The organism is Acinetobacter sp. ANC 5414 (assembly GCF_013004295.1).
In the GTDB taxonomy this organism is placed as follows: Bacteria; Pseudomonadota; Gammaproteobacteria; order Pseudomonadales; family Moraxellaceae; genus Acinetobacter.
Window position 1 is genome coordinate 129,361 of record NZ_JABERM010000030.1, and the last position, 13,403, is coordinate 142,763.

General features: G+C 40.2%; 7 protein-coding genes and 3 pseudogenes. 5 read left to right on the top strand and 5 right to left on the bottom strand.

The window, feature by feature from the left end; all coding sequences use genetic code 11:
* Positions 1-25 precede the first annotated feature (25 nt).
* Both uraH and HLH18_RS13215 read left to right on the top strand, forming a co-directional pair.
* A complete protein-coding gene (uraH, locus tag HLH18_RS13210; protein WP_171547203.1) occupies positions 26-424 on the top strand; it encodes a hydroxyisourate hydrolase in 399 nt (132 codons plus the stop codon).
* A 160-nt stretch (positions 425-584) separates the two neighbouring features.
* Complete coding sequence (locus HLH18_RS13215) at positions 585-1,334, top strand: IS5 family transposase (RefSeq protein ID WP_171547204.1); 750 nt, start codon at positions 585-587, stop codon at positions 1,332-1,334.
* 134 nt (positions 1,335-1,468) lie between these two features.
* Here the strand turns inward: HLH18_RS13215 and HLH18_RS13220 are convergent, their stop codons facing one another.
* Positions 1,469-4,426 (bottom strand): bifunctional diguanylate cyclase/phosphodiesterase, encoded by a 2,958-nt coding sequence (locus HLH18_RS13220; protein ID WP_250852428.1) that lies wholly within the window; start codon positions 4,424-4,426, stop codon positions 1,469-1,471.
* A 301-nt stretch (positions 4,427-4,727) separates the two neighbouring features.
* Between HLH18_RS13220 and HLH18_RS13225 the strand changes: the two are divergent.
* Positions 4,728-5,257: pseudogene (locus HLH18_RS13225) on the top strand (IS6 family transposase).
* Between the two features lie 181 nt (positions 5,258-5,438).
* On the opposite strand, the gene mtlD reads toward HLH18_RS13225, so the two are convergent.
* Positions 5,439-7,583, bottom strand: a complete 2,145-nt coding sequence (gene mtlD, locus HLH18_RS13230) for a bifunctional mannitol-1-phosphate dehydrogenase/phosphatase (RefSeq protein WP_171547206.1) — start codon at positions 7,581-7,583, stop codon at positions 5,439-5,441.
* Positions 7,584-7,841: 258 nt separating this feature from the next.
* Between mtlD and HLH18_RS13235 the strand changes: the two genes are divergently transcribed.
* Entirely contained in the window at positions 7,842-9,224 is a 1,383-nt protein-coding gene (locus HLH18_RS13235; protein WP_131292128.1) for a TIGR00341 family protein, read from the top strand.
* A gap of 108 nt (positions 9,225-9,332) precedes the next feature.
* Here HLH18_RS13235 and HLH18_RS13240 read toward each other — a convergent pair.
* The 3 genes and pseudogenes from HLH18_RS13240 to HLH18_RS16090 all read right to left on the bottom strand — a co-directional run bounded on the left by HLH18_RS13240 (position 9,333) and on the right by HLH18_RS16090 (position 12,142).
* Positions 9,333-9,532, bottom strand: a pseudogene (locus HLH18_RS13240) (hypothetical protein).
* A gap of 300 nt (positions 9,533-9,832) precedes the next feature.
* Positions 9,833-11,803, bottom strand: a complete 1,971-nt coding sequence (locus tag HLH18_RS13245; RefSeq protein ID WP_171547207.1) for a glycine betaine transporter — start codon at positions 11,801-11,803, stop codon at positions 9,833-9,835.
* A gap of 138 nt (positions 11,804-11,941) precedes the next feature.
* Entirely contained in the window at positions 11,942-12,142 is a 201-nt protein-coding gene (locus HLH18_RS16090) for a hypothetical protein (protein WP_250852429.1), read from the bottom strand.
* Between the two features lie 197 nt (positions 12,143-12,339).
* On the opposite strand from HLH18_RS16090, the pseudogene HLH18_RS13250 reads away from it, so the two are divergent.
* Positions 12,340-13,386: pseudogene (locus tag HLH18_RS13250) on the top strand (helix-turn-helix domain-containing protein).
* Positions 13,387-13,403 lie beyond the last annotated feature (17 nt).

The following is a 13,403-nucleotide window of genomic DNA, read 5'->3' on the forward strand; positions in this document are numbered from 1 at the left end:
TCAATTTAATTCAGGATAAATTCATATGAACAAGTTATTTTTATTCGCTGGCAGTTTATTTATTTCAAGTTGGGTAATGGCGCAAAATCCTTTAAGTGTGCATGTACTTAACTTGGAAAGTGGATTGCCTTCACCTGATGTAAAAGTTACTTTGGAAGAACAGAAAAATGGAAAATGGATACAGATTTCAGAAGCTAAAACCAATGAGCAAGGTCGTGTAACCGCATTATTTCCAGAAAATAAAACTTTAGATAATACGATATACAAAGTCACGTTTAAAACAGGAGACTGGTTTAAAAAAAATAAGCAAAATTCTTTCTTTCCAGAAGTTCCGGTGATTTTCCAAACTGATGGCTCGGTAAAACACTATCATATTCCCTTATTACTTAGTCCTTATGGATATTCAACCTATCGAGGTAACTAAGCTGAGAAAAACAGAAGCTCTAACTTGTATAAGATTAGAGCTTCATGGTTAATATTATCTGGTTTATCGGAGACTGTTTATTTAAGTAGACTGCCACCATTCTCCTAGGGCCTGTCATCAATTAGCTTGAGAAAATCTAATCTGTCCTCATTATTTTTTCATGACTAAACGCTATGCATTAAGAGATGATCAGTGGCAACAGATTAAGGATCTGTTGCCCGGACGAGCGAGTATTGTTGGAGTAACTGCCAAAGACAACAGGCTATTTGTTGAAGCAGTATTGTATCGGTATCGTTCAGGTATTCCGTGGCGAGACTTACCAGAACGCTTTGGGGATTTTAGAGTCGTGCACACTCGCTTTAGCCGTTGGGCTAAAGCAAGCATATGGCAGAAAGTTTTTGAAGTACTGGCAAAGAATAGTGATAATGAATATGCCATGCTGGACTCAACCATTGTGCGCGCTCATCAACACAGTGCCGGAAAAAAAAAAGAACAGGCGATCGGACGCAGTAAAGGTGGCTTAAGTACCAAAATTCATGCCCGTACTGATGCTTTAGGCAACCCAACAGGATTTTATCTCACTGCCGGGCAGGCTCATGACTTAAATGGCGCTGATATGCTGCTGGACTTATCGTTAAGTCAGACTTGGCTCATGGATAAAGCCTACAATTCCAAGGATCGGGTGATTGATCCAATCCATGAGATCAAGGGTCAGATCGTGATGCCGTCCAAAAGTAACGCGATTGATCAGCGTGATTATGACCCACATCTTTATAAGGCAAGACATCTGATCGAGAACTTCTTCGCCAAGCTCAAGCAGTATCGAGGTATTGCTACGCGCTATGATAAATTGGCTCAAAACTTCCTGTCAGCGATCTACCTTGCCTCAATCATGATATGGCTTAATTGATGACACGCCCTAGATAAACTCTTTTTATTTCACTTTTAAATGTGTATTGGCTATCAGGTAAATTACTTTAGGTTCTTAGCAATATGTTGGGACAAATTGATCTAAAGCCATCAATATAGCTTAACTAAGGCTATTCAATGCGGAGTTTGCTGAAGTATGAAATACTGCTCAAATTCATCAATCGGCATCGGTTTACCAAACAGATAGCCCTGGTAATGATAACAACCCTGTTTTTCTAATACATCCCGTTGAGCTTCGGTTTCTACACCTTCAGCCAGCACAGAAATTCCCAAAGTTTTTGCCAAAACAATGATCATTTTGGTAATTTCAGCATCATTAGCACTCACCATAATATCCCGAACAAAACCTTGATCGATTTTTAATTGATCAATCGGAATCCGCTGTAAATAAGTTAAAGAAGAATATCCTGTACCAAAATCATCTAGAGAGAACATCACCCCGTAACGTTTAAGAACCGTCATTTTTTCAATAATATCTTCTACCCGCATCACTAAGGCGCTTTCGGTAAGTTCAAGTTTTAGTAAGTGTGCTGGAGCTTGTGTACGTTCCAGAATTTCGAGCACGTCTTGGACAAACTCATCACGAGCAAATTGGCTAGCACTGACATTCACAGCCATGCTGAGGTGAGCAGTTTGCGGATACTTGGCCCAGTCACTCAATTGTTGGCAGGCACTTTCCAGTACCCACTGACCCAGAGTAATAATGAAACCATTTTCTTCTGCGACGGGGATAAAACGAGCAGGGGAAATCATTCCTTTAACTGGATGCAGCCAACGTAACAAGGCTTCTACTCCTGTCACCTGTTGTGCACCATTCACTTGTGGCTGGTAATACAGCACCAGCTGATTTTTTTCTAGGGATTGACGTAGTCCGGCATCAATCTCCGCACGTTCCTGAACCTGAGATTGAATCAAAGGGTCGAAAAAGCGATAGGTATTACGACCATAATTCTTTGCTTCAGACAGTGCCATGTCAGCACGTTTAACCGGATCCTGGACATTTTCATACGCTTGTAGCCCAAACAGGCTGATTCCTATACTGGCAGAACTACGATATTCTGAGTCTGCAAAAAAGTAAGGTTGAGCGAGTGTCTGTAAAATACGTTTTGCCGTCTTTTCTGCGCATTGAATAGTCTCCGTCTCAGAAGCACCAAGCTGATCCAACAGCACAACAAACACATCACTACCCAGTCGGGCAACCATATGATTCGCTTCAACACACTCTAACAGGCGAGTTGCAACTTGCTGTAATAAGCTATCACCAGTTTCATGACCTTCAGTATCGTTTAAAGCTTTAAAATTATCCAGATCAATACACAAAATCACGCCGAGCTGCTTTTTATTTTCTGCGTCTCTCATGCTCTGTTCAAGATGTTCCAAAAATAGGCTACGGTTTGGTAATTTGGTCAGAGAGTCATAAAACGCTAGCAAGTGTACTTTTTCTTCTGCAGCTTTATAGGCAGAAATATCGGTAATGGAAGCTACATAATGCGTCGTTAGGTCATTTTCATCCCGTACACTGGCAATCAAGATGTGCTGTGGATACAGTTCACCATTTTTGCGTTTATTCCAGATTTCACCCTGCCAGGATCCGGTGGTGCGAATATGGTTCCACATGCTGGAATAGAAGTTTTTGTCATGCATGCCTGATTGCAGGATTTTAGGCGTGTGCCCAATCAACTCTTGTTCGCTATAACCCGTAATTTCTGTCAAAGCACGATTAGTACGTAAAATAACCAAATGAGGGTCTGTAATCAACATCCCGACTTGAGAGTCAAATGCAGTCGCGGCAATACGCAGGTGTTCTTCTGCTTTTTTACGCTCGGTAATATCACGCGCCGAGCAGAAGAACACCTCATTATCATCAAGATGTACCAGAACTGAACTGACTTCTACTGGATAACACTCACCTTGGGCATTTCGATAACAGGTTTCGAAACGAATGCCCCCAGACGTAGAAATACCTTTATTGATGAGCTCTTGCAGCTCCGCCTTATTATAGCCGTTATCCCAGTAACACAGGGTTTTGCCCAAGGCTGCCTGCGGAGTGCTACCAATCATGCGAAAAAAGGAATCACTGCCTTGAAGAAGCTTGCCTTCGCGATCTAGAACATGAATACCATCTTGTGCATTACGTAACAGCATCCGACTACGACGATTGGTCAACATATTCGCCCGAATTTGCTGCCAAAGTAACCATCCAGCAATCGTGGTCACCACAATGAAGAGTAATCCTAGCAAAATGGCTTTAATAACATCTTCATACCATTGGGCCAGATAGTCTTTTTCACCGAAGGCAACAACAACAAAAATAGGCATGCTGCTTAGCTTGCGAAAGTTACCAATACGCGGGATTTTATCTGTAGTTCGTCGGGTATAAATAGTGCCAGACTGTGCGCCGGAGTGAACCAGTTGTGACAGTTCCGGTGGCCCCCCCACAAAACCCACCTGACCGTTCGGTGTTTTGAGCATGGGATTACGTGCAATAACTCGCATATCCAAGTCTTGTACCAGTACCACTCCTTTAGGGCCTACATCCAGTTTTGCAATCAGATGATTAAAGTAGTTGGCAGGTAATGCAGTGATAATCATGCCTGCAAAAGTTCCATCAGCCTGATTGTAACGTCGTGCAAATAGATGAACCCAGCCTTGGCCATTTGGATCTCTGATCAGCTTGGTCACAAACAGCTGATCCGTATTTTTCTGTTGGGCCTCTTTAAAAAAACTATAATTCGCATAATTGGAAGTCTGACCACCAATATCATGATCAGCGAATTGAACTTGACCTTTTGTATCGGTAATGTGTATTCGTGTAACAGAGCCAATCCAATCTTTTTGTTTCTGAATAAATAGATTGATTTCTCTGTCATTTATTTGTTTTTTATCACCTAATTCTTTTTCTATATAAGTTTGTAAAGTATACAAAGACAAATCGATTTCTTGTGAACTGCCGCTCACACTTTCTTCGAGCAGTGATGTTAAATTTTCTACACCGGTCCTAGCTTGAGCTTGTTCGCGCTCACGTGAAGTATGTAAGGTATAAGTCAATAAGCTAATCATGAAAATATTCATGATCACTGCAATGAGGACAAGAAGAATAAAAATAGATCTATTTTTGTGTAGCATATTTACTCTGTGAAATAGAGTGCTCTTTACGCTGCCAATGCAACTCCCAAATTTTAATCTTTTTATTAAATAATTAGACTAAAAATTATTCAAAATTTAACATAAAATACGACACAATAATATTTTTAAATTTTATTAAATCATTGAGTTAATTTTTGGATGATTAATTTAGCATTGCTTGAATAGGCACTGTTGTAAATAACCACAAATGGTAAGCTGAAGACTATTTTAGCTAAATGTGCAGCATATGAATCCTTTCCATGGTCGGCATTTTCAGGGCGAAATTATTCTTTGGGCTGTGCGCTGGTATTGGTGTAATCCTACAGATCTGAGCTCAGGGCATATTGATGAAACTTATGTAAAAGTGAATGGACAATGGTCTTATCTGTATGGTGCAGTCGATCAACGTGGCTATACCATTGATTTTTACCTTTCTTCTAGACGTAATGCCAAATCAGCCTATTGTTTTCTTGGAAAAATTTTAAATAATGTGAAGAAGTGGCAAATTCCACGAGTGATCAATACGGATAAAGGATCCACATATGAAGGTGCTTTGTCACGGTTAGAACATGTTCACCAGACCTTGAGCACAGGCAGGTTAAGTACAAAAACAACGTGATCGAATGTGATCATGGCAAGCTAAAGCGGATCATCAGGGCCACGTTAGGATTCAAATCGATGAAGACGGCTTATGCCACAATTAAAGGTATTGAAGTCATGCGTGCACTACGTAAAGGACAAGCTTCATCATTTTATTACGAAAATTCTCAGGGTTAAGTGTGTCTAATCAACAGGGTTTTCGGTTTTTAAGCTTTTTTGAACGGAATATCATTGACTTAGATCTTTATTTGCAACAGTGCCGCTAAATTCATGCTTGAACAATGAGGCCAAGCATAATTGACCTCATTAATATAGGCTTCTATTCTGGTTGGATCTAGTACATCTCCAGATGGCGCAGTCAGGTTAGATTATATTCGGCTTGCTTTGGGGTTGGAACGGATTGTGAATTGTGGATTTTATGTTTATCTGGGAGCAGTTGGGCTAAGTGCATTTCAATATGTTGCTGTAAGCACCGCTGATGCTGCTCGTTCAATTCAGATTGAGCCAACTGGATTTCCAGATGTTCCAATGCTTCATCATAACTGACAGCATTCTGCTCAATGGCGTAGCAGTAACCGAATACCGCACCTTGGCTTAAGTGCTGGTAGGGTAAACCTTCATGCTGGATATTACATGCGATTGATCCAAATACCCGTTCAGAGGCCGTCAGTTTCCTTAATGGGTCACGTGCGACACGTTCACACGGATCTTTGTAGGCATTGACACAAGAATTCATAAAGCTTTTTGCCAGATCATCAAGATCATTTTTGCGATGTGGGAGGGTAAGGGTAAGCCCTGCCTTCACTTCTTCTAGAAGCCCCTCCATAAACTGTCGCACTTTTTGGTCTGTCATAGCTAAACCAATCGTTTCGTAGCCTAGGCGTGTTGCATACCAGGTAGTCATGGCATGAACACCATTCCATAACCTGTTTTTTATCAACTGAATTTCCCGAATATCATCCACCAACACCATCTGACGCATTTTGCCTAGCAAGGGACTGTTATTTTCTACGTAAATCGGCATGTCCACTTCTGCATGGAAGAGAATCAAGTCCATGGTCTGCAAAATATGGCTGGGTTTAAAGTTACTGCACATCTCTTCGACATACATGGAAGCTAATCTTTCCTGTTCAGGATTCAAACGGGTAGCATCTTCAATATCAGCATGATCAAGGTCGTGATCGAGTTGGTATTGCTTAAAAATGTTGTACTTAATACGCAACTGACGGTAAAGGTTTTGGTCGGTCAATTTGGAAACCATCCGGTTAACGACCGTATCACAGAAATAATGCTGCTCTAAAATCTGCTCAGCAATGTCCGGAGCTGTAATTTCAACCAAAGCGCCATGCACATGTTCAAGCAATAAGTGTTTGGCACCGATTTTATTTAAGATAATGAGAATGGTTAAAGGGTTCGTCAAGTGCTCATCATTGGCAATGTGACGAGCATACAAACCTTGGGCAATTGTTTTGGCCTCGCTTGCAAGCGCATGTTCAGGTAAACACACTGCTATCATGCTTGAGGCAATATACATCTCCTGCATCTGTTCAATATTACCGGCATCCATAATGCTCATGTTTTCAATACGTTCATCATAGGAAAGCTGTCCATAACGAATACAATAACTGCCAAAAGCATTCACTGCTGATCGATATAAGGGATTATGGGTTGAGGCATAGATCTGCTTTGGACGTGTATAACCATCCCAATGTGACATGATCTGTGCCATGAAACCACCGCCAATCGCACCAAATCCATGAATGCCAACGGTCAATTGATTCAGACTTTGTGGAAAAGACTCTTGAAGTGTTGGCATTTCCAAGTTTAGTGTATGTTGATCTAATTGATGCAGGCAGTCATACATACTTTCAAAAAAGTAATCTGTTTTGGCCAGCATGTTGGAATTAGGTTCCTTGATGTCTTGCAGCAAGATGGTGACTCCGCCAGCATCATAAGCGGAAGTAATGCCATTTTCGGAATCTTCAAACATCAGACATTCAGAGGAAGGTAAATTGAGTTTCTCAGCAGCGGAGAGGAAAATTTCGGGGTGAGGTTTGCCTTGCTGTACTTCATCACCACACACTAATACATCGAAGAATTTATAAATATTGGCATTGATGAGATATTCTTCAGCAATTAAGCGACGACTTGATGTCGCAACCGCCATACGTAAACCGGATTTACGTAAACGTTCTAGTACCTGAACTAACCCTTTTTTGATTGGTACTCCAAAACTTCGTACACTTTCAAGTTCGAGTTCATCAGCTCGTTTACGAATCTGAGCATACGGAATATCTTCGCCATACTGCTGTTTTGCAAGTTGGTGTGCACTGGTTGCACTAAGCCCCAGACAGGCCATTAAATAAGCATCGCTGAATGAAACACCAATCAATTCCTGAGAGGCCTGTTTCAATGTTTGGAAACGTAAACGCTCTGTATCAAACATTGTGCCATCCATGTCAAAAATTGCCCCATGAATAATATCATTATTAAATTTAAGCACTTATAATCCCTTTTACTGTAACAATACAATCAGATACAGTAAAAGGAAAATGCATAACATGATGGAACGATCATAAGAAATGAAACAATTTTGTTTGTTTTTTGATCAATTTTGAGACTAATCTCAACTTTTTTGTAATTCTAAGTAAAGTTACTTTGCTGGATTGTACAAATACTTCAAGGTATGGTGATGCAACCATCATCATGATGATCTGGGTTTCAGGTCATAATGAAAGCGAATGAAAAGTAGGAAATTAAATTGACACACCAATCCGACGATCACGATTCAACGTCTGCTTCTACGAGCCGATTAAAGCGAGCACGTAATCGCTTCAGTTTACTTGCGGATAAAGCAGAAGATGAAGAGATCGAACGTCGTATTCGTGATGGTCTTGAGCTTTCAGGTGCAACGCCTTGGATTCTGATATTCGCTATTTTTATTGCATCGGTCGGATTGAATATTAATTCAACAGCCGTAGTGATTGGTGCCATGCTGATTTCCCCACTCATGGGACCGATTATGGGTGTAGGGCTGGGTGTAGCAGTTTATGATTTTAAACTGGTTAAACGGGCTCTCTTTAACTTGGGAATGGCGACACTGATCAGTCTGGTCGTATCCACCTTGTATTTTTCTATATCACCACTTGATAATGCACAATCCGAACTTTTATCACGGGTTAGCCCAACAGTTTGGGATGTGCTCATCGCATTATTTGGTGGGTTGGCAGGGATCATCGGAGTCACCCGAAAAGAAAAGTCCAATGTTATCCCGGGGGTAGCTATTGCTACCGCATTGATGCCACCTGTTTGTACCGCAGGATTTGGTATTGCTACCGAACAGTGGAGCTTTGTCGGTGGAGCACTTTATTTATATACCATCAATTGTGTGTTTATTAGCCTGGCTACCATTATTGGTATTCGCATCTTAAGGTTAAAGCCACATAGTTTTGCTGATGAGAAAGTTGAAAGACGTGTGAAGATGTCGTTGCTGATTATTGCGATTGTGACTGCAATTCCCAGTGCGTATCTTGGAGCCAAATTAGTCAACGAAGAAGTCTTTAAATCGAATGTCAATAAATTCATTACACAAGAGTTTACCTTCAAAGATACACAAGTTGCCAGTTCAAAAATTGATAGCAAAACACGTACGATCGAGTTAGCTTTGGTCGGTTTGCCATTAAGCCAAGCAACGTTGCAGAACATTGAAAGACGACTTGCTGTTGCACAGCTTGAAGGTACTAAAATCATTGTTCATCAAACCAATGATAATAAGGTTGATGTGACTGCTTTGAAGTCTGGATTACTGAGTGATTTGTATCTCAACGGACAAGAGGCTCTGCTTCAGAAGGATCAACAGGTAAAACAGTTGCAGCAAGAGCTGAAGATAAAAAATGCTCTATTTGCCAATTCAAATGATATTTTTGCCGAACTTCGCGCACAATATCCAAGCGTAACCTCTATTTTTCTTGGACAGGGTGTTGATTTACCAGCTGATGTAAATCAAAAACAAATGCTTCAACTAAGTGTAAGAACATCTGAACCACTGTCAAGTGAAGATAAAGTTCGAATAGAAAACTGGTTCAAGGTAAGAACAAAAACGGATACTGTGCTGTTAAATTTCGTAGTAAATCAAGATAATTAAGTTGCGTCATGCGACATATAAGTTGTCATAAAAAAAGGTTCATTAGAGTAGGAATGGGCTTTTTTATAACAATTTTATATTTTTCCAAATAGGACTTGCAATAAATCTTTAAATCTTACCTTCAAACAACTGACCTATTTCGAAAGAAGAATAACCTTGCTCCTTAAAAATCAAAAAAATGACCTTTTTATAGTCCTCGGAATGAGCTGTTTTATATTTATTAATTGGATCTCAGAGTTGAGCTCTAGATCATTCTTTATCGTCAAAATCTCCGTAGAGATTTGATTAAAAATCTTCAGATTAAACATACAGGTACTCGTCATCAGCATTATAGCGGTCCGACTACAACAAACACCTACCTTAGCTAGACACACTTGGTGGTAAGGATTACAAATTAAAAAAGTATCTGCAAGTTCAACGCGATCAGAACAAAGGTCAGTTAAATAATTTAACTATTCTCTGATTAATAAGTATTAATTTATAAAAACTTTGCCTAATCAATCAAGTATAGTAAAAGGAGCAAGTTCTATAGAATATAAAACCCGCTCCTTAATTAAATTTTCCAAAATATAGAGAAATTACTGATATGGCATTTTTTCTATACAAATTTATTCTGATGTACGTACTACACTTAAAAAGTGTAAATGACGTTCATATTGATCAATAATGTCTTGTAACAAATCTTCCTGCGTCCACTCCATTACATCATAGCCCTGTCCACCTTCTCTTAAAAATACTTCAGCCTGATAGGAATTTTCTTCAGTAGTATCCATACCAGACATAAAACTTGGACTTAAAGTCTTAGTCGCAACCACCTGATAGATAAAATTCATCTCATCCTGATGATCAACTTGTAGCTGCATACCCTGTTCTAGCTTAGTAATCTTGACCTGTAATTGTCGACGTTTGAGTTCATTTTGAAAACTGAGAAATGCTTTGTTCACAGTGGTTTGAATATAAGCCTGCACCTCTTCTTGAGTATGTGAGTAGTGCATAATCAGACCTAGTCTCTGCTGCCAGCTACGTGGATTCTGAATCGCACGCGGGGTAATTCTCGCTGCCTGCAATGCATGCATTTTGGTGACATCCAGATGCAAGGCTTTGATTAAACCCCAGCAAATCAGCAGCATGATTATGGTGAACGGTAAGGCACTCATGATAGTGGCAGACTGTAAGGCTTCAAGTCCACCAACCAGCAGCAATATAATCGCCAACAGTGCTATGAGTACAGTCCAAAATAAACGCTGCCAGGTAGGCGAATTCTCACTTTTCGCAGTCAGATAGTCGGTGACTAATGAGCCTGAATCGGCCGAGGTGACGAAAAATAGCATCACTAGCAAAGTTGCAATGATGCTGGTTACTGAACTGAAGGGTAGATTATTAAGAAACTCAAATAAGGCAACTGAAGAATCACGCTGAACCGCATCTAATAAAGTAGTATTTGCTTCATGCATAATACTGAAGAGTGCAGCATTACCCATAAAACCCATCCAGATCAGGGTGAATCCGGTCGGAATCAGTAGCACACCGACGATAAATTCACGGATACTGCGTCCTTCAGATACCCGTGCAATAAACATGCCTACAAATGGTGACCAAGAAATCCACCAGGCCCAATACATAATGGTCCAGCCACCAATCCAGCCACTTGGCTGATAAGCATAGAGGTTAAATGTCATAACGAAGAGATTAGAAACATACTGTCCGGCATTCTGAATTGTGGTCTGAAGCAGGTAGATACTTGGACCCGTAATAAACACAAATATTAAGAGTAAAAGTACAAGTACCAGATTCAATTCAGCTAGACGTTTAACTCCCTTATCAAGGCCAAAAAATACCGATGTGGCTGCCATGGCACTAACCACAATAATCAGAACCACTTGAGTGCTTGGTGCCTGTTCAATCCCAAACAGGTAATTCAGCCCCGAGTTAATCTGTGTGACTCCAAACCCCAGTGTAGTGGCAACACCAAAGACTGTTCCAATCGTAGCGAAAGTATCTACACTATCTCCGATTGGACCATAAATCTTTTTGCCAATCAGTGGATATAAAGCCGAACGAATTTTTAAAGGCAATTGATGCCGATATGCAAAATAAGCCAATGATAGGCCGACCACAGTATAAATAGCCCAGGCATGTAAGCCCCAATGGAAAAAAGTCACTCGAAGCGATTGCTGTGCCGCTAGTACTGTTTCGGGTTCACCCGCAGGTGGTGTGACATAATGCATTACCGGTTCTGCAACCCCAAAAAACATTAGTCCGATGCCCATGCCTGCAGTAAATAGCATTGCAAACCAGGAAGCATTTCCGTATTTAGGCTGACTATGATCGGGTCCCAGTTTGATTTTCCCCATATCAGACAGGGCGATATAAATCAGCATGATCAGAAATACTGCCACTGATAGGACATAGAACCAGCTAAATGAATGAATAATCCACTGGTTCATTTTCTGGGTTAAAAGTTCAAATGAATTCGGTGTAAAAACAACCAAAGCCAAGAAAATAGCAATAATTGCCACGGTACTGATAAAAACATTTGGATTGATATTGGCAAACCAAGATGATTTATTAGAACGCATACATCCCCCATTTTTTTAAAAGAAACTGGATAGATGGACAGAGTCAATTAAGTATTGACAAGTAAAAAATAATTAGACAGATTGAATTTATTTCTCTAAAATGTTAACCATTTTAGAATTTTTAAAAATATTAAGCCGTTAAATATTTTCTAATAGTTGACCTATTTCTAAACTCACATAACCCCGCTCTTTAAAGATCAAAATAATAGCTTGTCTATAATCTTCAGAAGTAGAAGTCTTATATTTATTAATTAATTGAAACTCAGAATTAAGCTGGAGGTTATTTTTTATCGTCAAAATCTCCGTAGAGATTTGATTAAAAATCTTCAGATTAAACATACAGGCACTCGTCATCCGCATTATAGCGGCCCGACTACAATAATCACCTGCCTTAGCTTAGCTAGACACCCTTGGCCGAAAGGATTACAAATTAGAAAGGGTTCTGCAAGTTTTACTTTTTTAAAAAAATGAATTTTCCACTAAATCAGAGTCCGTTTAACATAATGGACTGGATATGAATCGAGATGCTGATCACTATGTCTGACAAGGAAATACAAGGTCTTGCTATCCTGCAAGATGTTCTAGATCAACGTATTACACAAGTCCGTGCTGCTGAAATTTTGGATCTTTCAACCCGTCAAATTACCCGGTTATTGCAGAAGCTCAATCAAGACGGTATTTCAGGTTTGGCGCATGCTAGTCGTGGTTAACCAGGTCATCGTCGCCATGATGAAGCTGTAAAGTCTGAATGCCTTTCCATTATTTCTGAGCATCTTTTTGGTTTCAGATCCACTTTAGCGCATGCAAAGCTCTCCACCGTGCATGGATTCCATATTTCAGTGGAAACCCTGCGTTCCTGGATGATTGCAGCCAATTTATGGATTCCTCGTTCCAAGCGCCTGAAACGACCGTACCAGTCTCGATATAACTGGGATTGTTATGGTGAACTGGTACAAATCGATGGCTCTCACCATGACTAGTTCGAAGGACGTGCTGCTAAATGCTGTCTGCTGGTGTTTATTGATGATGCCACAGGAAAATTGCAGCATTTACGCTTCTGTAAGTCAGAATCAGCCTTTGACTATAGGATTTCGACACGTTTTTATGTCGAACAGCACGGCAAGCCCTGCTTTATTGAGCAATTTAATCGTAAATTTGCCAAGGTGGCCTTTAATCCTAATAACTTACATCGCTCTGTCACTGAAACAGCTGAGGAATTAGATGATATTTTTACCTGGCGTGAACCCCGAAGAATCACGAATAGCTTGACCATTACTTATGATAAATGCGTATATCTCCTGGAGAATACAGAAGAAAATCAGAGGCTGATCGGTAAATATCTTGATTTTCTAGAATACCCGGATGCTACTGTGGCCTTCATGCATGAAGGTCGGAAGATCAATTACAGCATCTTCGATAAATTAAGTCAGCTCAACCAGCGAGAGGTCGTTGAGAACAAGCGTTTGGGTGCTGTTCTAAATCATATTCAGCAACAGCATGAAGACTTAGAGCAACAAAACAAACGAAATCGTTCTCAAAAGATGCCAAGAAGACGTGCACAGAAAACAGCAATTCAAGAATGAAATCTGAATCCTACGCT